This is a genomic window from Tardiphaga sp. GW822-FHT04G09 (genome assembly GCF_058800725.1).
The window spans coordinates 262,614-283,215 of the sequence record NZ_JBXAMO010000001.1 but is presented as its reverse complement, the minus strand read 5'-3'; the positions used below and the strand labels follow the sequence as shown (position 1 = coordinate 283,215).

Genomic DNA, 20,602 nt, shown 5'->3' with positions numbered 1-20,602 from the left:
ACGCGGCGTTAACCCTGCGGGCCGTAGGGTCGGTCGAAACTCCACCCGTATGACCGGCACGGCACTGATGGCGTTCGCGCAAACAAAATCGATTCTTCCGTCTGCAGAAGAACGCCGTCGCTTTCAGCGGGTGAAGGTGCACCTGCTTGGCCGCTATATGTTGCCGGATCGCCGCGAATTTCCGTGCCAGGTCATCAATATGTCGCCCGGCGGCCTTGCGCTGCTCGGCCCCGGCATCGGCAATGTGGGCGACCGCGTCATCGCCTATCTCGACCATATCGGCCGCGTCGAAGGTAAAGTCACCCGGATCATCGACAACGGTTTCGCCATGACTGTGGGTGCGACGCCGCGCAAACGCGACAAGCTGGCCGCGCAGCTGACCTGGCTGGCCAACCGAGACATTCTCAATCTGCCGGAAGACCGTCGCCACGACCGTATCGTGCCACGCAATCCGATCGCGCTCCTCACCCTCGAGGATGGCGCCCAGATGAACGGCCGCATTATCGACCTGTCGCTGTCCGGCGCCGCCATTGCGGCAGAGAAGCGTCCGCCGCTGAACTCGATTGTTATGCTCGGCCGAATCCAGTCCCGCGTGGTCCGCCATCTCGAAGAGGGCTTCGCTCTGGAGTTCTTCCACGAGCAGTTGGCAGAGACGCTCGAAGACAGCGTCAACGCCCGGTAAACGGCGGAACGCCCCAAACCCCGATTTTTCAATGCGTAAAGGCGCTATCCGCGCCAGCGGATACCGTTGCGCATCGTTTACGCGCGATCGCGAGCCGTTAATTTCACGCCGCCTTCAGCGCGCAAACTCCCGAATAGCAGCATTCCAGCCATTAACGCGTAAAATTTGAATCAAATGCCATTAGCTAAAATTTGAATCACATTCGATTCAAGTATAGTTCGAATTCGTCCCGCCTTTTACTTGTAATCGCTTCAATTGTACTTGAGTGATTTAGCGGCGACGAAAATCCTTTGTGAGAAACATGGTCCCAACAAGAAAACGGGGGCCACAATGTTTGGTAACAAGGGGCGATATTTCGGACTGGCCGTTTTAGCAGTCCTTCTTGGAGTGACTTCGTCGGCACGTGCCGGCAACGAAAAACTCTACGCAAGCCTGGGCGACAGCACGCGCGCACCGATCGGCTGGGTCGAATTCTGTTCGGATAATCCGGCCGACTGCCGCGGTGGCGCAACACAGCCACGCGACATCGTCATCACGCAGACCGCGTGGAAGGATCTCGTGCGGGTCAACCGTTGGGTCAACGAGACCGTCAAGCCGATGACCGACATGGATCATTGGGGCGTGATCGAGAAGTGGTCGCTGCCGACTGATGGTTACGGTGACTGCGAGGACTACGTGCTCCTGAAGCGCAAGATGCTGATCGAAGCGGGCTGGCCACGCGAGGCACTGCTGATCACCGTGGTGCGCGACAAGAAGGGCGAAGGCCACGCCGTGCTCACGGTGAAGACCGACAAGGGCGAATACGTTCTCGACAACCAGAATGAGAATGTCGTCGCCTGGACCGAGACCGGCTACCGCTTCGTCAAGCGCCAGTCACAGAGCGATCCGAATGTGTGGGTCTCGCTCGGCGACAATCGTCCTGCAGTGGCCACGGCCAGCGCGCGGGATCGCTAAGCAAACGAATTGCAGACACGCGACCCGGTCACATCCCCACCCCTCCCCGTCCCAGACCGGATCGCGCGCGGCCAGCTCTCCCCCAAGAGCTGGCCGCAACTTTTTGGGGTTCTCGCGGCAGCCTTACATATGCAGCGAACATGTGGGACCACGACGGGACGGCGCAGAGCGGTCGCTTCGATATCGCCTTTCGCGCAGACGGCTCGTCAGTCGCGGCGCTGAGCCTCGCGCTTGAGACGGCCATCGGGCCGATAGCCAAATCGCGCCAATGCGGTTGCGGCAAACCACTTGCCGAACCGGCGCTCGAACTCAACGAACATCCAGACAAACGCCATCGTCAGCGCAAAAACCGTGGCGACAAACAAAAGCGTGAGATGGGAAATGTCGAGTGTCATGGTCATCGTTCTGATTTAGCAAGACGCGTACCAGAAGATCGAACCAGCGATGAAACAAGCTATGCCTCGGCTCCAGCGCAGCTATGCTGGAGCCAATGAGGTAGTCAGGTGACGTCGGTCGAGATGCAGATCAGTCGCAGACCTCGACGCGACGCAGGCGATAGCCGGCTGGTGTCCATACGCGTCGACGTACCAGATAACATCCGCCTTCGTCATCGTAACCGCCATACGCGTAGGGGTACCCACCGTAATACGCATAGGGGCCGTAGCCGTAGTAACCGCCATAGAGGCCGGCGCCGGCAAGACCCAACCCGATGCCGATACCAGCACCGCGCCATCCGCCACCGTGCCAACCGCCGCCGCCATGCCAGCCACCGCCACCACCGTGCCAGCCACCACCGCCACCGTGAAAGCCTCCGCCGCCGCCACCGCGTGCCGATGCGGCTGTCGGCGCGACCAGTGCGACCGCGGCAAGGGTCAACAGACCAAACACCAATTTGCGTAACATCGACTACACTCCGTCACGGGTCACTTTCAGCGCCGCCCCTCCTGGATAGGTAGCTCTTCCGTTCGTGAACCGCCACGGCGTGACGACCAATCGCCGTCACTTGTTCGCGACTGGCCGGTTGCCGCATGTTGCTGAACGCCTGCTGCGCAACGTGGGTGCCAGCCCCCTTGCAGATGCTCTTCACCTTGCGATCGACGGCACGATCCTGCGCATCGACCGCTGCATCGCTTGTCGCCGGGCGACGCCTCCCGGTCCCGCTCGCGGCTGTCGTAATCACGGTCCCGGCGCGTCCGCCGAAGAGGTGATTACGCGCAGCGCGATCACAGCTAGCCGATCTTCTTCATCCCCTTCCGGAAGCGCGAGCCATTGGCGGCATAGAACCGCGCGGCGCTGCCCATCGCTGTGACTTGCTCGGGCGACAGCGTGCGGATGACGCGCGCCGGCGATCCGATGATCAGCGAGTTCTCCGGAAATTCCTTGCCTTCGGTGATCACCGAGCCGGCGCCGACAATGCTGTTCTTGCCGATTTTTGCACCGTTCATCACGATCGAACCCATGCCGATCAGCGCGCCATCCCCGATGGTGCAGCCGTGCAGGATCACGTTGTGGCCGACGGTGCAGTTCTTGCCGATAGTCAGCGGGAAGCCCTTGTCGGTATGGCACGTACAGTTGTCCTGCACATTGGAGCCTTCACCGATTTCGATCCATTCGTTATCGCCGCGCAGCACCGCGCCAAACCAGACACTCGCCTGCTCCAGCAGACGAATCTTGCCGATCACGTCGGCCGTGTCGGCGATGAAGTAATTTCCGCTAGCCGGAAGATCCGGTCCCTGCCCGTCGAGTTCGTAGATTGCCATGGTCTGTCTGGTCTCCTTTGCGGGAGACACTGCCATGGATTCTTGCGGTTAGGCCAGTATGCCCAGCGCTTCCAGGGCCATCACGATGAAGGTGCCGGACATCAGGCTCCAGAAGCCGGCCAGCACTGTCGCGATCATCACGAACTGAATGCGATGCTGTTCAGCCACGCCGTTGCGGAGTGTGTTGCGCATGATGATGAAGGGCGCCGTGAAGACCAGCAGCGGCACCGCCGCGAAGGCTTCAGGGGTCGGCCCCTGCTGAAGCAGGCTGAAGCTCGGGGGGCGTTTGGCGAAGGCTTGATAGGCGCTTGCAATGGCCCCTGCGAGGGCGAAACCAATGCATAGCTGGAAAAATGAATTCAACGCATCGGGAGACATGAAACGGCTTTCGCTACACGTATAAACACCGCCCTGCATCGCAAAACGCGAGGCTCCACGCCAGCATAACGTTAATAAAGGGTTAATGACACGATCAGGAACTGCGTACCGTGCATGGCTCCGGGGTACCGCCCGCAGCGAGGTACCCGAGGCCGTTAACCATCGGCTGGCATATTCGCGGTTGATTCGCCCCCGTTACACCCTCCCGGCTCCAATTTAGCGTGCGCATGTCTCTGCTGTTTCCGACCCACCCGACGACGCGGCCGCGGCGCCGCCATCGCCGCCGCCACCACGTCGTGCCGATGCTGATCGGTGCAGCGCTTGCAGCCCCCGCTATCGCGGTGGTGGCCTATCTGTTGTGGCCGACCTGGCAGAGCCAGAAGCCCGGCGATCCCGACCGCATTCCGGTGAGTGTCGGCGCCACGCTGTTCAATGTCCCGACCCATGCCTTCCGCCGCAAGGTGCAGAAACATTCGGGGCCGCAGGAGCGCGTCGATCTGAGCTACGTCTATCCGTCGCTGGAAGCGAGCAACCTGCCGAGACATGTCAGCGTCGAGAATTTCGATGAGAACGCGCAGCCGATCGATCGCATCTTCGTCTCGATCTCGGCGCATCACGATGCGACCTCGCCGGACGCGCGCCTGCGTACGATCTATCCGCGCTATATCGACCGCGCGACATCAAGCGAAGACGGCCTGACCACGCAGCCATTCCGAGACAACTCGCCTTACAGCAATGAAGATCTGTTTCTCGGCACGACGCCGGCGCTGGTGGCGCGCTGCACGCGCGACGGCGCCACGCCCGGCATGTGCATGAGCGAACGCCGCATCGGCGGCGCAGATCTCATCTTCCGCTTTCCCCGCACCTGGCTCGAGCAATGGCGCGACGTCGGCAACGCGATGGATCGCCTGACGACGCAACTCAGCGGGCTACGGTAAACGCCCGCGTCGTGATTGCGTTCATCGTGGGATGGGGTGAGCCAACGGGTCGCGCAAAGCGCGCCCGATGATAAACTCCGCCAAACCCATCGCTTTCGTGCGCGTGAATGATGGGTTTCGCTCTGGCGCAAGATGCGCCTGCGCTCACCCCATCCTACGATCATGCGTAACGCTCTCGGTCGTCATGGCCGAACTTGCTTCTGCGTTACCGGGCATGGTGGTGCACAGCGTAGGATGGGTAGAGCGCAGCGAAACCCATCGCTTTCTGTGCAAGTGAATGATGGGTTTCGCTCCGGCGCAAGATGCGCCTGCGCTCTACCCATCCTACGGCCTGACGCTTCGGCGTCATCGCAGATTCGACTGTCAAACAGCCACACCCCTTCAGACATGCGTCATCGCCCCTGTTGTTGGCGGCGCGGGGGCGCCGTCGTCGCCTGCATTCCCGCCCCCCCTGCGAGAGGGCGTGCGGAACGCCGGGTGCCCGATGCACCCCTGGGCCTGATGCCGATGCGGTCTTCCGCAAGGGTATGCATCAGGACTTTCGGAAAGCACGGGCCAGTGCCCGACGTTCCGCCTGCGGTGTTTTGTCGGCTTGCTGAATGCTTGCCCAGGCGACCGATCAAGGTCACCCTTGTTGGGCCCTGCGCGACAGGGCCGGGGGAGCACAAGCTCTTGGGCCGGACGCGTTTCGAATCTGGTCGTCCGTCACTTGATCCGCAGGCCCGTTCCATCCGCAATCAGGCCGTGCCGCCTGTCCCAGTGGTATCCTGACCACAGACGATGCGGCCTGCCCGCAGGCAGCCGTTACCCACACATCCCGTGACGCCGCATCTCCGGCGTCCACCGCATCCCGCCCCGCAATCGTGACGATCGCGATCGCCCCTCTCGGTGGGGCAGGACACAGGGGAAAATAATCAAGATGGGGATGCTGTCAATATGGATAGGAAAAAATGTTTGGCGGCATTTGCCAGTCCCAAACTGTCATTCCGGGACGCGAGGAGACGCCGAAGGCGGCGTATCGCGCCCCCGGAATGACGCGTGCGGATCGGGATTTCCCGCCGCGCCAGGTGGAGTGGCGCGCGTGGCGTCGCGACTCCGGAGCGGGACTCGATGCGCAGCGTGATCAAGGCCGGACCACCGCGGATGGGTCACCCGTAGCAGTCAGGTTCGATGCGATCTCAGCCGTTGTCGACGAGGTCTTCTTCCAGGATCGCCATCTGGAACTGGAACGAGCGATCATCGTCTTCGTCATCGACAAACAGCACGCCGATGAATTCCTCGCCGATATAGACTTCGGCGGAGTCGTCCTTCTTCGGGCGCGGCACGACGCGGAGCTTCTGGTTGCCGAACACGCGCTTGAGATAGGCGTCGAGCTTTCTGACTTCCTGAACGTCCACAGGTGTCTCCAATGCAGTTAATGTCTGTTGAGCTGATGGAGAGAAGCTTTAATGCGAGATGACGGCCACGGCTAGGCCGATTCTCGAAAAATCACGCGATCCCACAACTGAACGAAAACGCGTGCGATATCAGCGCTTGAAAATCGCAAGCCGAAAAAATCACAGCCTCAAAAATCAGAGTCCTGTCGCATTCAGCATCTGGTTCATGGTGCGCGACGGCTCCGAACAGCCGGCCTCGCCGACGATCTTCGCAGGCACGCCCGCCACGGTGACGTTGTGCGGCACGGGCTTGACGACGACCGAGCCCGCGGCGATGCGGGCGCAATGGCCGACCTCGATATTGCCGAGAATCTTGGCGCCGGCGCCGATCAGCACGCCGTGACGAATCTTCGGATGGCGATCCTCGTTTTCCTTGCCGGTGCCGCCGAGCGTGACGCCATGCAGGATCGACACATCGTCTTCAATGACGGCCGTCTCGCCGACAACAAAGCCCGTCGCATGGTCAAGAAAGATGCCGCGGCCGATTTTTGCCGCGGGATTGATGTCGGTCTGGAAGGCGGCCGATGAGCGGCTCTGCATGTACCATGCAAAGTCCTTGCGGCCCTTGTGGTAGAGCCAGTGCGCCAGACGATGCGCCTGGATGGCGTGGAAGCCCTTGAAATACAGCAGCGGATCGATGAAGCGCGTGGTGGCGGGATCGCGGTCGAACACAGCGACGAGATCGGCGCGGAAGGCGTTACCCAGATCGGGCTCGTCGCGCAGTGCCTCGTCGAAGGTCTGGCGGATCAGGTCCCCGGACAGCGCCGCATGATCGAGACGTTCGGCAACGCGGTGCACCACCGAGTCTTCGAGACGATTGTGATGCAGCACCGTCGAATAGATGAAGGACGCCAGCTCAGGCTCGCGATGGACGATGTCTTCCGCCTCGGTGCGAATTCGATCCCAGATCGGATCCAGCGTTGCGAGTTTTGAATTCTGCGAATTGATGCTCTGCACGGCCATGGCGGACTCGCAATTTCCTGAATACAGCGTCGATTATAGCACAAGACGCGTCGCTGTCGTGACACGGCTGCTGCCATCGTGAATGTCGGCCCGCCCGAAGATCAACCGCTAACACTTTGAAACAGCGGACATTTCCGGCGCGAGTCTCCCCGCCCACAAACCGGGCGTGCATCAGAAGTGGGCGCTCGTGTGATCAAAACAAGATGCGTGCCGGAGATTGTCACGGCCGGCGGGACAGGAAATCCAGCACGCCCTCCTTGTAGACGCGGTCGCCCACCGCACGCATGTGATCGCGGTTCGGAATGTCCAGCACTTCGGAGCCGGTAATGACCTTCTGCAATTCCTGCGCGGAGCCACTGATCTCGTCGGTTGTACCCACGGCGATGAGCAACGGTACTTTAATCGCCGCAGCTTCGTCATTGGTCATCAGCCGGCGGGATCCGCGCAGACAGGCTGCGAGCGCGCGGCGATCCGAACGGGTCTGATCGGCGAAAGCGCGGAAGGTGCGCCCGACGGGATCGGTGACGTCGTCGAGCGAGTCCGCCTCGAGCGCAAGCGCAACGTTCTCGCCGGGACCGCCGCCCTTGATGAGGCCGATGCCGAGACCGCCGAAGATCGCGCTGCGGATCAATTCGGGATGGCTGTAGGCGATATAGGCGGTGATGCGCGCGCCCATCGAATAGCCCATCATGTCGGTGCGCGCGATGCCGAGATGCGCGAGCAGCGCGCGCACATCGGCGGCCATCGCGCCGATGCTGTATTGTTCGGAATCGTAGAGCTTGCTGGACTCGCCATGACCGCGATTGTCGAGCGCGATGACGCGGCGATTGTGTTTCTTCAGCTCCGACACCCAGGTCGGATAGACCCAGTTGACGTTCTTGCTCGACGCAAAGCCGTGCACGAGAACGATCGGATCGCCCTCGCCTTCATCGAGATAAGCAATTTCGACAGCGCCGTTGTGAAAGCTCGGCATTCAGAATTCCGTTATTGTTGAGAAGATCGGTGATTGAGAGAAGGAATGTGGCGGGAAGCGTGTAGTTTACCCGTGGGCGAGGACCGGCGCCAGTGAGCAGGCCGGGGCAGGATGGCGGAGAGCCAGGTCCCTGAGCAATGCGTCCTTGCGTGAGATATCCTGAAGCAGCGCGTCCTGACGGACCGCCAGCTCCCGGCGCGCGCGCTTCGCCCTGGAGCGCTGCAGCCACGACCAGGTGATGCGCTCGGTGGTCGCCTTGATGGAGACGACAAATCCGAGCAGTGCGAACAGCGCCCAGAACACCCACATCGACAGATTGAACGCGCCAGCCGCCAGCACCAGCGCACCACGGCCGAACATCTTCATGATCGCGCGGGTCTGGCCGCCTTTGGCGGTCGCGAGGCGCGCCGCGCGCGTCACATCCTTCGGGCTCTGGGCGATGCGCAGCGCATCGAGCGCGCCGCGCGTGCCAGCCTTCTCGCCGACACGGCCGACATCTCCGGCGAGCCGCACGATGCCGCCCGCCTTCTCGGTGCGGAAAGCAGCCTTCACCGCGGTGATGGTCTGGCCCGGACGCAGCACGGAAGCATCGGCCACCGCCGCACGCAGCATCGGACCATCCACCACGCCGCGCGCCGAGCGTGCCGCCCAGGCGGTGAGCCCCTCGCCGATCCGCCCGACCTTGCGCGCATCCTTCACCAGCGTGAGACCCGCACGCACGGGCGCGACACCGCCGACGCTGACATAGGTCGCGGCCGTCACCGCAAGACCGGCAGCGGCAAGGCCGAGGATCAGGTGATCGGTGTCCTCACCCATCGCCAGATGCTTGCCCTCGCGCACCACGTCGCGGATATCGCCGAAAACGAACAGGTCGCCGGCGACCGTGCCGGACAGGCTGCCGACATCGTCGGCATTGCCGGTAACAAAACCGGTGGCAAAGCGGCTAGCGAAATGGGACGCCGAATTCTCGTCGGCGACCGCATCCGCCACACGCCTGGAAAGATCGTCCGGCAGCCGAACATTTCTGGCAGCCGCAACATCGGCAAAGCTCTTCGCGAGGTCGGCATCCCCGGCCGCGAGCGCCTCCTCGATATTACGGGCGAGCAGTGCGGGATCATTCCGCAATGCAGAGCTGAGTTGCGCATCGGCCAGGGCGACGGGATCATCCTGCGCGGCCAGCACGGCACCGGCATCGCGGGCCTGCGGCAGCAACAGCAGGCCGACGGTCGCGCAGACCGCGATCCCCGTCAAAGCTGTGTCGAGTCGGAACCACATCGTGAAAAAACCCTATTCATCCCTATTCCTGCACCTCTTCAGACATGGTGCGTCATGTTCGGGGGACAACTGCCCCGACGAAAGAAGGGCTGTTCGGAGACACCCGAATTGTGTCGAATTTCCACGAATGAATGACCCCTGCGCGGTCTAGGAATCATGGTTCCGGACCAGTATGGTGCGCCGCACTGAATGGCGCGCCGGCTCATACGCCCGCGGCTGTTGCGAGCAAAGGTAGAGAAGATGTCCGACCACGTGGTTCCGCACTTTCACAATGACGCCGGCGTTCCGATCATTGAGATCGGCTCGCAGGAATTCATGTGCGTGGGTGCCAATCCGCCGTTCGATCATCCGCATGTCTTCCTCGACCTCGGCAATGACAACGAAATCATCTGTCCATATTGCTCGACCCTGTATCGCTTTGCCGCCGATCTCGCTGCCGGCCAGTCCCGCCCGCCGGAATGCGTGGTGAAAGACAAGGTCGCCTGATTCCCGGCCGTGACGGCGCCGCGCACCATCGTCATCGCTGGTGCGGGCATCGGCGGACTGACGGCCGCGCTGGCGTTGGCCGCCAAGGGTTTTCGCGTCCTCATCTGTGAGAAGACCGGGCGGCTCGAAGAAGCCGGTGCCGGCCTGCAGCTCTCGCCCAATGCGACCCGCATACTGATCGGCCTGGGCCTGCAACCGCGCCTTGCGCCCCATGTCACGACGCCGGCCAGTGTGAGTATCATGACTGCGCGCAGCGGCGGCGAGGTGATCCGCCTGCCGCTCGAACGCGCGGATAACGATGCGCCCTACTGGCTGGTGCATCGCGCCGATCTGCAATCCGCCTTGCTTGGCGCAGTCACTGCGCATCCCGACATCGAACTGCGCCTTGGCTGCCCCGTGGACAGTCTCCGCGCCACGCCGGCCGGTATCATCGTCAACGGCGAGCCGGCGCTGGCCGTGATCGGCGCCGATGGCGCGTGGTCTTTCGTGCGGCGACAACTGTTTCCCGAAACGCAGCCGCATTTCTCCGGCCTGATCGCCTGGCGGGGCACGCTGGAAACGCGCCGGCTGAAAAGCGACCTGATCCCCCGCGGTGTCCAGCTCTGGATGGGGCCCAAGGCCCATCTCGTGGTCTATCCGGTGTCATCGGGCGAGCGGATCAACATGGTCGCGATCATGCCCGGCGCCGTGATGCAGCCCGGCAGCAGCGATGCTGGCGATGCCAGCGAGATCCGCCGGCATTTTGCAGCCTCGCGCTGGCCCGCCAGGGCACGCAACATCATCGACAGCGTCGATAACTGGCGGCGCTGGCCGCTGTTCACACTGCCGGATGGCGGCATGTGGCATGAAGGCTCCGTGGCGCTGCTCGGCGATGCTGCCCATGCGATGCTGCCTTTCGCAGCGCAGGGCGCGGGCATGGCCATCGAGGATGCGGCGGTGCTGGCGGCGTGTCTTGGCCCGGTCGGCGACGATGCGGCAGCCATCGCGCCCGCACTGGAGCGCTACGCGGCGCTGCGGCAGCCGCGCGTCGCGCGCGTCCAGCGCACCGCCCGGCAATCGGGCCAGATCTATCACCTGCGCGGCCCGATGGCGCTGGCACGGGACCTCACGATGCGCGCGCTCGGCGCCGAGCGCCTGCAGGCGCGGCAGGACTGGATCTATAACTGGAGACTTTGAGCCGGACGGCTCAGGAGCGCGCGCCTGATCGTCTTGCCGCGGCAGGCGCTGGCTTGACGGGAGCGGCCGGTGGGCTCTCCACGCATTTGCTCTTGTGCCAGTTCTCTTCCGCCAGCTTGGCCTGCGCCCGCGTCGAGATGTAATCGTTGCGATAGGCAAGTTCGCTGACCACCGCCCCGCCCGTACCGGTCTGGGCCTTGTCGATCAGCCCCTGCAATTCCGCCGTCCGCGTCGCAAGCGACTTCCGCTCGGTCTCGAGCTGCTTGCAGTCATAAAGATCGTATTTCGCGGGATCGACAAAGGCGCCCGACACCATGCCGTCACCCATGCTCGCGCAGCCGCCGAGATATCCGGCCAGAACGAGCAACGACGCCATCGCGGCAGCGCGCGTCGGCAGGCGGAAACGGGGCGGAGATGCGATCATCGGGACTTTCTAGCCGGGCAGGATTGACGTTGCGTAAAGCAGCCGCCGGTGGCCGGATTGAGGCTGAGCAAAACGGCCCCTGAATCTATCGGAAAGACCGGTTTTGCTTTCAGCGCGCGCCTCCGTTATGCAGATAGCGTCCCCCAGATGGACGTCGATCTATCGGAATCAATAGAACGACAGCGGGCGTGGCGAAATGGTAGACGCAAGGGACTTAAAATCCCTCGGTTCGAGAGAGCTGTGCCGGTTCGAGTCCGGCCGCCCGCACCAACTCCACCTGAACGAGTTAAATGGTGATAATCTTCTTTGACAGCATGAATTGCCTGACCACGTCCACATCGAGCGGCTTCGGCAGCCTAGCCGCATGTATGTGATTTAGCAGCTGTAAATTCCTCCGGGCAGGCTTACTGCTGAGCGTTCTGCTTCTATTTTTTCGCAATGCCTTCTCGAGCACATCTTCCGCGGCAACACATCGGCAAAGTTGCGCATCGACAGTTACTATCAACCGGAAGAGCACGTCGCAGAAGCCAACCACACCTCGCAGATGAAGGGTTATTCGTTGATCTTCGATAACCGGATCGAAGACCAAATCTCCCTTCATCCCCAATGACACTTTGTCAGAAACAGGGACAAAAGCGTTGTAAGCGTCCACGGCCTCTCTGGTGGCTAACCCGCCGTTATGCATCTGTGCATTTCTCAATTCCTTGAAGAATCGATAGCACGTAACAAGATTTTCAATAATTGGCAGGGAGCATTTAGGACTGCTTGCATATGTTGGATAGAAAGCTGCCTTTATCGTCGCAGATTCGGTCGCGCACAGCTGCTGGAGCGTCGCTGATAAACCCGGCTTACCTGGACGATCATTGAATTGTAGTCTTTTCCCTCTGCCGCTGGGCATCCCGACGCATTTCAGTATCTCGTCGGCCCAGTGCTCGTAGACCGCAAACGCGTTGGTAAGCGATAATCCCGACATATGATGTTTCTGGTCGTCCCATCTCGTCTCAACACACGCCTTCTTTAAATCGGTTCCATGAATGGCGCTGCCGAAGACGAAACGGTCGTGCAGCTGCTTCGGCGTCGCGTCGGGTATCTCTTGTAAAAATCCTCCGACTTGCCAACGCAGGTTCCAGAGAGCAGCCGCCGTTGGCCAAACAAAATCAAAAATCTCCGTAATCTGCGTGGTTGCCACTCGCGTTGGCGGGAAGAAATAGAAGGCCATACTTCGCTCCGAAAGAACCGCAAAATACAACCTTAAATAGTAAAACTCAATGTATGTGTCCACAGACCTCGGAGGCCGCCGCAGAGGACCAAAAAATGAAGAAGCCGAAAACGACAACAATTGTTCGACGGTGGAATATCTAGAATAATTACGCCCCCGCCACGACGATCCGCGCCCCTGCCCCCTCCATCAGCTTCCGCTGATCCGCTGGTGCGCCCGCGCCCGTCACCAGCGTCCAGCGCGGCGGCAGCGGTGCCCAGGCGTCCTGTTCGGCGCGGCCAAGCTTGCCGGCGTCGGCGAGCACGATGACCTCCTTGGCCTGCTGCATCATCAGGGACTTCAAGGCGACCTGATCGAGATCCGCCTCGCACAATCCACGGCCGCTGACCACGCCGTCGGCGCTCATGATGGCGCGGTCGGCGGTGAGACGCCGCAGCCCTTCGGTGGCCAAGGGTCCCATGGTGCTCATGCTGGTCGAGCGCAGCGCGCCGCCCAGCACCACGAGCTCGATGCTTGGTGCCTTGGCGAGAAAGGGCAACAGCGCAATATTATTGGTGATGATGCGCAGACGGCGCTGCAGCAGCAGCTTGCCGAATGCCGCAACCGTCGATCCAGCATCGAGGATCAGCGTGTCGCCGTCCTCGATCAGGTCGATTGCGGCACGCGCGATGGCCTGCTTCTCCTTGCCCTGAACCGAGATGCGCTGGTCGAGCGTCGTCTCTGCGACATGACCGGTGAGAATCGCACCGCCGTAAGTGCGGCGCACCGCATTGTTCTTTGAGAGATGCTGCAGGTCGCGCCGCACGGTGGAGCCGGACACTTTGAAGCGCCGCGCGAGATCGTCGACATCGATCTCTCCCGCATTCAGCGCGTCCAGCAGGCGTGCACGACGTTCCTTGCTGCGCATCGACATGGATGTCCCTGCCCTCTCATCACACTCGTCATTCCCCGGCAAACCAATTGGTTTGCCTGAGGGCGTCGCCGCGCCTTCGCGGCGACGAAGCTCAGCATGGCTCAAGCACAACGGGATTCCCCGCCACTCCTATTGGAGTGGCTGAGGTGCGCGCGCAAGAGCGCGTGCCCTCAGGCACACCAATTGGTGTGCCGGGGAATGACAGCGCCGAGTTACGCCGCCTTGGCGCCCGGCGCGAGATCCACCGCCTGCCGCAATGCCTCCAGAAGGCTCCGCTCATCGGCGATGCCCTTGCCGGCGATGTCGAAGGCAGTGCCGTGATCGACCGAGGTGCGGATGACCGGCAGACCGACCGTGATGTTCACACCGGATTCCAGGCCCAGCACCTTGATCGGGCCATGGCCCTGATCGTGATACATCGCCACCACCATGTCGTAGTCGCCGCGCCCGGCGAGGAAGAACAGCGTATCCGCCGGCAACGGACCGCGCACGTCCCAGCCCTTCTTCTGGCAGGCTTCGACAGCGGGCGTGATCTTCTCGGCTTCCTCGCCATAGCCGAACAGGCCGTTTTCACCCGCATGCGGGTTGATGGCGCAAACGCCGATCTTCGGGTTCTTGATGCCGGCCTTCACCAGCACTTCATGGCCGCGGGTGATGACGCGTTCGACGAGACCCGGCTCGATCTTCTTGATGGCGTCGATCAGGCCGATATGCGTTGTCACGTGAATCACGCGCAGCTTCGGCGACACCAGCATCATCGAGACTTCCGGCGTGCCGGTCAGATGTGCGAGCAGTTCGGTATGGCCGGGATATTTGTGGCCGGCCGCATGCAGTGCTTCCTTGGACAGCGGCGCGGTGCAGATGCCCTGCGCGATGCCGGCCTGGACGATCTCGACGGCCTTCTCGATGAAGCGGTAGGCCGCCTCGCCTGCGATCGGGGAGTTCTGCCCGAACGGCAGGTCATCGGGCACGATCTTCAAATCCACGCACTGCACGTTGTTCGAGGCGAAATTCGCCGCCTTTGCATCGGCGAGCGAGTCGACGCCGATCCTGGCGCCGACAATCTCGCCGGCCTTGCGCAAGCGATTGGCGTCGCCGATCACCAGCGGATTGCACATCGCGAGCATTTCCGGATGGGCGAAGGCCTTCATGATCACTTCGGGCCCGATGCCTGCGGGATCGCCCATGGTGATCGCAATGGTCGGACGGGTCATGTGAAGCTTCCTTGAGTTCGGACGGTGTGAAGACGTTCGCGAATTTTGATCAGGCTGTTCTCGTCGCCAAAGGCGCCAGCCTTGGTGGCAATCGGAACGGACAATGCACCAAGCGTCAGCCCGAGCGAAACGCCGGGCTCGATCTCGTCGGCCAGACGGATGCCGTTGACGCCGAAGCGTGACAGCAACGCCGCGGCGGTCTCGCCACCGGTGGCGGCAAAGGCGCCGATGCTGGACGCCACCGGCATCAGCGCATCGGCGAGATTCTGCGCAAGCTGCGGGCCGAGCGACATTTTCGGATTATCATCCATCACGATCTCGACCAGCACATCGCCGCCTGCGGTCAATCCTTCGGTCACGCGTGTGGCCAATGCCGCCTGTCCGGCCTTGTCGCCGAGCAGGACTTCGGGTGTAACCGGCAGATGAGTAACGGTGCCGCTGGCGACCAGCTTGCGCGCTGCGGAGCGCGACGCGCCCGCGAGCGAGCCGACCACGATCAGCGTACCGTATGTGCTGGTCGGAATTTCGAGCTTCTCGGCGGCGCTGGCGTCATCGAGCTCAGCCAGCGCATGCGCGAGCCCGGCACTGCCGATGAACAGCGTCGCCGGTGAAATCTTCAGGCTGGCTTCAGCGATCAGATGCAGGTCGTGCTCGGTCTCGGCATCGCAGATGGCAACGACGCTGTCACCCGACGCGATACGCGCAAGGTGCGCCTTGAGATGGCCGCCGCGAATGGTCGCGAGCAGGACCTTCTCGCTGCGCACGCCAGCCGACGCCAGCACGTCAGCAATGTCGGCAGTGTCGTAGGTGTGATCGCGCTTCCACACTTCGGCTTCTTCCAACGGACGACCGCCAACAACGACGCGGCCGTCGACCGTGGTCCGGTTGGTTGCCGGAAAGGCCGGCGCGAAGATACCAAAGGCCGAACCCGACTGCGCCTTGAGATGCGCCAGCGCAGCCGCTGTCTCGGACGCCGGCTGCCCGCGCAGCGTGGAGTCGATTTTCTTGAACAGGAGCCGGTCCGGCTCCATCAATTGTTGCAACACGTCGGCGTGCCGACGCGCAGCGGCCTCGGCCGTGAGGCCGCGGCTCGCTGCATCGTAGGAGAGAACCGGGTGCTGGCGATCCCCGGCACCTGCGATCTCGCCCCAGGTCACGGCAGCCGCAAGGCCGCGGCGACCGAAGGCGATGGCGCAGTCCGCTGCGCCAGTAAGATCGTCGGCGAGGATCAGCCAGCGACCCGCCATCTTAGCGCCCAGCCACAGGTGCGGGTGATGCGACGCCCGGCGCAGCAGGCGTCGCCGCCTCTTCGCCCGGCTCGACATCGCGGCCGACAATGCCGGCAACCCACGAGGTGAGGATCGGCGTCAGGATCGCGGTCACGACCACACAGGCCGCGATGAGGATGGTCGCCGGACCGGCTGCATCCGCATAGGCCGGATTGGCCGCAGCGACGATCGCAGGAACAGCCGCCGCATTGCCGGCAGTCGACGCCGCAGCAACACCCGCAACGCCGTTGCCGCCGGTGAGACGGTCAACGAGGAACAGCGGGATGCCGGTCACGATGACGACAGCAACGCCCATGCCCACGCCAAGCAGACCCGCCTGCCAGACCTGCGTCAGGTTGAGACCGGTGCCGAGCGCGAAGGCGAAGAACGGGATCATCACAGGCACGGCCTTGCTGAGGAAGTCGCGCAGTTCGCGGTCGAGATTACCGAGGATCATGCCGGCCACCAGCGGCAGGATGGCGCCCACGAGGGCGGGCCACTGGAACGACGACAGACCGGCAACGCCGAGCGTCACCATGGTCAGGAACGGGCCGCTTTCCAGCGTCATGATGCTGTAGGCACCGACATCGCGCGGACGGCCATACTGGCCCATCAGCGCCATGTAGAGACCGCCATTAGTGTCGTTCATGGCGGCGACGATCGCCAGCGTCGACACGCCTGCGAAGATGCCGGCGGTGACCGGCGCTTCACCGAGGAAGCGGCCGAAGATCAGGCCCAAGATAATTGCGGTGCCGACCTTCACGATCATCAGGGCGCCGCCCTTCTTCACGATGTAAGGCGTCGCCTTGAAGTCGATGCTGGCGCCCATGCACACATAGAACACGGCGAGGATGCTGAGGGCGCCGCCGGAGAACAGCGCGCCGGTGAAGGAGCCGAAGAACTTCGGGGTGGTCGGGGCAAAAGTCGCGAACAGCGCGCCGATCAGCAGCGGCACCGTCATCATGCCGCCCGGCACCTTCTCAATCGCCCGCTTAATTGGAATCTGCATGGTCTATTTCCTTCCCGCGTCCTGCGCGTCACTGATTATTCTGCGCAATTTCCCTCAGGAGCCCCTGCGCACATCGCCCGATATGCGCAAATTACGCAGACATCAAACACTTTTTGCGCAATTTGCGCAATTTCTAAAAATTAGTTAAGCGATCAAGGTATTTCCGTAAGCTATCCACAGCGGCCGTTTCGCTGACCGGAACGTCGAGCCTTGCAATGCGCGGCCTGGAACGCAAACAGGCGGCAACGGGTGAACCGCTGCCGCCTGTTTGGCCCTCAGGTCGATGAATTAGAGATCGAGAACGAGGCGGTCCTTCGCCGACCCTGCCACGCAGACCAGCAGGCTGCGTTCGCGCTCCGCCGGCGACAGCACACGGTCGCGATGCACCGGCTGCCCTTCCAGCCAGTCCACCTTGCAGGAGCCGCAGATACCGCCGCAACAGGATGCGGGCACGTCGATGCCGATATCTGTCAGCGCCGACAGCATGGTCTGCCCTGCCGCCACAGTGATTTCCCGCTGCGACCTCGCCAGCGCGAGCACATAAGGCTTCGCATCCGGATCGACCGGCAGCGGTGGCGGCACGAAGCGCTCGATATGAACACAGTCGGCGGGCCAATCGCGTGACGCTTGTTCGAAGTCGTCGATCATGGCGTCGGGACCGCAGCAGGCGAGCGCAACATCCGACAGCGGCCTGCCAATCAGCCCCGCCACGTCCGGACGTTGCCCGACGGATGTATCGTGGATCACCACATGACCGGACTCGCGCAACGGCGCGAGCCAATCGGCAAGTGGCGGCGCGCCGCGCGCAATCATGTGCAGGATGAAGTTCGAACGGCCGGTGCGCTTGAGCCAGGCCGCGGCCGACAGAAACGGTGTCACGCCGATGCCGCCGCCGACGAAAGTAAAGCGTGTCACGTCCGCGGCGAGATCGAGTCCGCCGCGCGGCAGCGTGACGCCGATCGTATCGCCGACCTTGACCTCGTCATGCAGCACGATGGAACCGCCCCGCCCTCCGGCCTCGCGCTTCACCGCAACGACATAGCGCCTGTCATCGGCGGGATCGTTGCAGAGCGAATAGGTCCGCACCAACCCACCGGGCAGATGCAGATCGATATGTGCGCCCGGCCGGAACGGCGGCAGCTCCCAGCGATCGGGATCGACCAGCGAGAACACCTTGATGTCCCTGCCGCCGTCCTCGATCTTGTCGACGATGGTCCTGACCCTGGTGATCGGCAACGCGCTCATTGCACGTTCCGCACGGCATCGCCGACGCGCACGGTGCCGCCCTGCAGGATCTTGCAGTTGAGGCCGGAGCGATTGATCAGCGGATCGAAAATCGCCTTGCCGGTGATCTCCTCGATATGCCGGCACGGGATCGACAACCGTGTCGATTCCAGCAGTGTCTCGCCGAGCCAGAACCGGCGACCGACCAGATGCGTCAGCGGCACGCCGGACACGGTGACATTGCGGCGATGTTCTGCGGGAGCGAGATCGATATTGTGATCGCGCTTCAGGGCCACCAGCGTCTCATATTCGAACAAAGTAACCTGACGCCCCTCCTCGGGCTTGTGCGAATAGAACCCCTCCTCGCGGCCGATCATGTAGCGGTCGCCCTCGATGCCCTTGTCGGCGATCAAAGTTAGTTCGGGCATTTCACGCATCGGCAGGAACGCGCGCGGCGTGACGTGAAGATAGCGCACCACGCCGGTCCATGACGGGACCACGGCGCCGGGTACGGGTTTGGCAGTCAACATATCGAGCATCGCTCAACTCCTTCTGCGGATGTCATCATCGCAGTCATCGGCGGGCCAAGGAAGAACGGGGCGGCAGACGTGCTGCCGCCCCGTTGCCGTCAGGTCAGTTCCTTGTTGGCCATTTCCGGCGCAAAGGATGTGGCGATCGCGGTGATGCAGGCGCAGAAGATCAGAAACACCGACACCGGCCAGGTCGCACCGGCCCAGGTCATCAGCGATGCCGCGATCAGCGGGCTGAGGCCGCCCGAGATGGCCGCGCCGACCTGGAAACCGAGCGAGGCACCGCTATAGCGCAGCTTCGCGGTGAACAGTTCCGAATACCAGGGCGCGCCGATCCCGAACATCACCATCTGGCCGAACGAGATCGCGACAACGATGGTCAGGATCACGATGGTCGGATCGCGCGTATCCAGCAGCCAGAACATCGGGAATGCGAAGGCCGCACAGAACGCGCAGCTCGCATAGAACATCGCCTTGCGCCCGACTTTGTCCGACAACCAGCCGAAGAACGGGATCGAGAACAGCGCGACGAAGGATGCGATGAAGGCGCCGTTCAGCACCAGCCCGCGCGACAGGCCAAGCTTCGATGTCGCATAGGACATGATGAACACGCCGGCGATGCTGGCATAGGCGATTTCGGAGATCTTCAGGCCGACCGCGGTGAAGAACGGACGACGGTGATACTTGAAAATGTCGACGATCGGCATTTTGGCGACTTCGTTCTTCGCCTTCAGCGCGCGAAACGCCGGCGTCTCTTCCATGCTCATGCGGATCCACAGACCGACGCCGACCAGCAGGACCGAGAGCAGGAACGGAATGCGCCAGCCATAGCTCATGAAGTCTTCTTCGGGCAGTTGCGACACCAGCGCGAACATGCCGATGGCCGCGAGATTGCCGACGGGATTGCCGACCTGCACCATGCTGCCCAAGAAGCCGCGTTTATGCGTGGGACAGTTCTCGACCACCATCAGCACCGCACCGCCCCACTCGCCGCCAAGGCCGATGCCCTGCAGGAAGCGCAGCGCGATGAGCAGGATCGGCGCTGCGATGCCGATCTGCGCGTAAGTGGGCAGCAGGCCGATGGCGAAAGTGCCGAGGCCCATCACCATGATCGTAATGGCGAGCATGGCCTTGCGGCCGACGCGGTCGCCATAGTGACCGAAGATCGCCGCACCCAGCGGACGCGCAAGGAAGCCGACGGCATAGGTGCCGAAGGCTGCAATGGTGGCGAGCGCCGGATCACCGGCAGCGAAGAACACCTTGTTGAACACCAGCGCGGTGGCCGCGCCGTAGATCAGGAAGTCGTACCATTCGACGGCGGTGCCGATCACGCTCGACCAGACGATCTTGCGCAGCGCTGCTGCCTCGTCGGGACTCGCAGCACTCGTGGCTGCATTGAATTCTTCTGCGACGGTCATGATCACTCCTTCAAAAGACATGTTCAGTTTCAGGCGCGTGGTCTCGTGCCGCGTCGCGACATCTCGCGGCGCAGTCAGGGTCTTCTCGTGAACTTTCTCTGATCCTTCGGTCGCCTCAGCGGGCGTGCCGGCAACCTCTCAACGACTGTCCAGAATCCAGCATGTTTACTGCTGGAAATCAACGTCACCAAAATCGGCATCTGATGAGGGAAGCAGCAGAAATCGCAGATTGCACGTATACGAGGCGAAAACTCGCGTAATTCGCCGGACTTTGCCTAAATTATCCTTGCCGATGCCGGAAATATCTGCAGCAGTGTTTTCTATGGGAAACAGCGAGTCATCACCCATCCTGTGTCACGCCA

General features: G+C 62.4%; 22 protein-coding genes and 1 tRNA gene. 6 read left to right on the top strand and 17 right to left on the bottom strand.

Going from position 1 to position 20,602, the window contains the following annotated elements; translation table 11 throughout:
• Positions 1–67 precede the first annotated feature (67 nt).
• Both AC1RLZ_RS01275 and AC1RLZ_RS01270 read left to right on the top strand, forming a co-directional pair.
• Entirely contained in the window at positions 68–682 is a 615-nt protein-coding gene (locus AC1RLZ_RS01275) for a PilZ domain-containing protein (protein ID WP_493187516.1), read from the top strand.
• A gap of 330 nt (positions 683–1,012) precedes the next feature.
• On the top strand, positions 1,013–1,636 hold the full coding sequence (locus AC1RLZ_RS01270; RefSeq protein ID WP_493187162.1) for a transglutaminase-like cysteine peptidase: 624 nt from the start codon (positions 1,013–1,015) through the stop codon (positions 1,634–1,636).
• 206 nt (positions 1,637–1,842) lie between these two features.
• Here AC1RLZ_RS01270 and AC1RLZ_RS01265 read toward each other — a convergent pair whose 3' ends face one another.
• From AC1RLZ_RS01265 to AC1RLZ_RS01250, 4 genes are all read right to left on the bottom strand, one after another.
• On the bottom strand, positions 1,843–2,031 hold the full coding sequence (locus tag AC1RLZ_RS01265) for a hypothetical protein (RefSeq protein ID WP_371424558.1): 189 nt from the start codon (positions 2,029–2,031) through the stop codon (positions 1,843–1,845).
• A gap of 130 nt (positions 2,032–2,161) precedes the next feature.
• Positions 2,162–2,539 (bottom strand): hypothetical protein, encoded by a 378-nt coding sequence (locus tag AC1RLZ_RS01260; RefSeq protein WP_493187161.1) that lies wholly within the window; start codon positions 2,537–2,539, stop codon positions 2,162–2,164.
• Between the two features lie 326 nt (positions 2,540–2,865).
• A complete protein-coding gene (locus AC1RLZ_RS01255) occupies positions 2,866–3,396 on the bottom strand; it encodes a gamma carbonic anhydrase family protein (protein ID WP_493187160.1) in 531 nt (176 codons plus the stop codon).
• A gap of 48 nt (positions 3,397–3,444) precedes the next feature.
• Positions 3,445–3,774 (bottom strand): DUF6949 family protein, encoded by a 330-nt coding sequence (locus AC1RLZ_RS01250; protein ID WP_371424555.1) that lies wholly within the window; start codon positions 3,772–3,774, stop codon positions 3,445–3,447.
• Positions 3,775–4,001: 227 nt separating this feature from the next.
• Between AC1RLZ_RS01250 and AC1RLZ_RS01245 the strand changes: the two genes are divergently transcribed.
• Positions 4,002–4,712 carry a hypothetical protein gene (locus AC1RLZ_RS01245; RefSeq protein ID WP_493187159.1) on the top strand — a complete coding sequence of 237 codons (711 nt, stop codon included), beginning with the start codon at positions 4,002–4,004 and terminating at the stop codon, positions 4,710–4,712.
• A gap of 1,178 nt (positions 4,713–5,890) precedes the next feature.
• On the opposite strand, the gene AC1RLZ_RS01240 is transcribed toward AC1RLZ_RS01245, so the two are convergent.
• The 4 genes from AC1RLZ_RS01240 to AC1RLZ_RS01225 form a co-directional block, all read right to left on the bottom strand.
• Positions 5,891–6,109 carry a DUF3126 family protein gene (locus tag AC1RLZ_RS01240; protein ID WP_068736180.1) on the bottom strand — a complete coding sequence of 73 codons (219 nt, stop codon included), beginning with the start codon at positions 6,107–6,109 and terminating at the stop codon, positions 5,891–5,893.
• Positions 6,110–6,283: 174 nt separating this feature from the next.
• Entirely contained in the window at positions 6,284–7,111 is an 828-nt protein-coding gene (gene cysE / locus AC1RLZ_RS01235) for a serine O-acetyltransferase (RefSeq protein WP_493187158.1), read from the bottom strand.
• A 220-nt stretch (positions 7,112–7,331) separates the two neighbouring features.
• The gene (locus AC1RLZ_RS01230; protein WP_493187157.1) at positions 7,332–8,084 is read right to left on the bottom strand and encodes an alpha/beta fold hydrolase; all 753 of its coding nucleotides are present in this window, start codon (positions 8,082–8,084) and stop codon (positions 7,332–7,334) included.
• Between the two features lie 66 nt (positions 8,085–8,150).
• Positions 8,151–9,359, bottom strand: a complete 1,209-nt coding sequence (locus tag AC1RLZ_RS01225) for a hypothetical protein (protein ID WP_493187156.1) — start codon at positions 9,357–9,359, stop codon at positions 8,151–8,153.
• A 240-nt stretch (positions 9,360–9,599) separates the two neighbouring features.
• Here AC1RLZ_RS01225 and AC1RLZ_RS01220 point away from each other — a divergent pair, with 240 nt between their 5' ends.
• Both AC1RLZ_RS01220 and AC1RLZ_RS01215 read left to right on the top strand, forming a co-directional pair.
• The gene (locus AC1RLZ_RS01220) at positions 9,600–9,845 is read left to right on the top strand and encodes a zinc-finger domain-containing protein (protein ID WP_092146933.1); all 246 of its coding nucleotides are present in this window, start codon (positions 9,600–9,602) and stop codon (positions 9,843–9,845) included.
• A 9-nt stretch (positions 9,846–9,854) separates the two neighbouring features.
• Positions 9,855–11,021, top strand: a complete 1,167-nt coding sequence (locus AC1RLZ_RS01215) for an FAD-dependent monooxygenase (RefSeq protein ID WP_493187155.1) — start codon at positions 9,855–9,857, stop codon at positions 11,019–11,021.
• 10 nt (positions 11,022–11,031) lie between these two features.
• On the opposite strand, the gene AC1RLZ_RS01210 is transcribed toward AC1RLZ_RS01215, so the two are convergent.
• Positions 11,032–11,445, bottom strand: coding sequence for a twin-arginine translocation pathway signal (locus tag AC1RLZ_RS01210; protein ID WP_493187154.1), 414 nt, complete (start codon positions 11,443–11,445; stop codon positions 11,032–11,034).
• 182 nt (positions 11,446–11,627) lie between these two features.
• Between AC1RLZ_RS01210 and AC1RLZ_RS01205 the strand changes: the two genes are divergently transcribed.
• Positions 11,628–11,715: transfer RNA gene (locus tag AC1RLZ_RS01205), tRNA-Leu, on the top strand.
• 16 nt (positions 11,716–11,731) lie between these two features.
• Here the strand turns inward: AC1RLZ_RS01205 and AC1RLZ_RS01200 are convergent.
• The 8 genes from AC1RLZ_RS01200 to AC1RLZ_RS01165 form a co-directional block, all read right to left on the bottom strand.
• Entirely contained in the window at positions 11,732–12,664 is a 933-nt protein-coding gene (locus AC1RLZ_RS01200; protein ID WP_493187153.1) for a hypothetical protein, read from the bottom strand.
• Positions 12,665–12,812: 148 nt separating this feature from the next.
• The gene (locus AC1RLZ_RS01195) at positions 12,813–13,577 is read right to left on the bottom strand and encodes a DeoR/GlpR family DNA-binding transcription regulator (RefSeq protein WP_493187152.1); all 765 of its coding nucleotides are present in this window, start codon (positions 13,575–13,577) and stop codon (positions 12,813–12,815) included.
• A gap of 212 nt (positions 13,578–13,789) precedes the next feature.
• Entirely contained in the window at positions 13,790–14,791 is a 1,002-nt protein-coding gene (gene pdxA / locus AC1RLZ_RS01190; protein ID WP_493187151.1) for a 4-hydroxythreonine-4-phosphate dehydrogenase PdxA, read from the bottom strand.
• On the bottom strand, positions 14,788–16,038 hold the full coding sequence (locus tag AC1RLZ_RS01185; RefSeq protein ID WP_493187150.1) for a four-carbon acid sugar kinase family protein: 1,251 nt from the start codon (positions 16,036–16,038) through the stop codon (positions 14,788–14,790). The genes pdxA and AC1RLZ_RS01185 overlap by 4 nt, the downstream gene beginning before the upstream one ends.
• Position 16,039: 1 nt before the next feature.
• Positions 16,040–17,068: a 2-keto-3-deoxygluconate permease gene (locus tag AC1RLZ_RS01180; RefSeq protein ID WP_371423867.1), complete on the bottom strand. Its 1,029-nt coding sequence runs from the start codon at positions 17,066–17,068 to the stop codon at positions 16,040–16,042.
• A gap of 288 nt (positions 17,069–17,356) precedes the next feature.
• Complete coding sequence (locus AC1RLZ_RS01175; protein ID WP_493187149.1) at positions 17,357–18,313, bottom strand: PDR/VanB family oxidoreductase; 957 nt, start codon at positions 18,311–18,313, stop codon at positions 17,357–17,359.
• Positions 18,310–18,831 (bottom strand): MOSC domain-containing protein, encoded by a 522-nt coding sequence (locus AC1RLZ_RS01170; RefSeq protein ID WP_493187148.1) that lies wholly within the window; start codon positions 18,829–18,831, stop codon positions 18,310–18,312. Before AC1RLZ_RS01170 ends, AC1RLZ_RS01175 begins: the two co-directional genes overlap by 4 nt.
• Positions 18,832–18,920: 89 nt before the next feature.
• Positions 18,921–20,240, bottom strand: coding sequence for an MFS transporter (locus tag AC1RLZ_RS01165; RefSeq protein WP_493187147.1), 1,320 nt, complete (start codon positions 20,238–20,240; stop codon positions 18,921–18,923).
• Positions 20,241–20,602 lie beyond the last annotated feature (362 nt).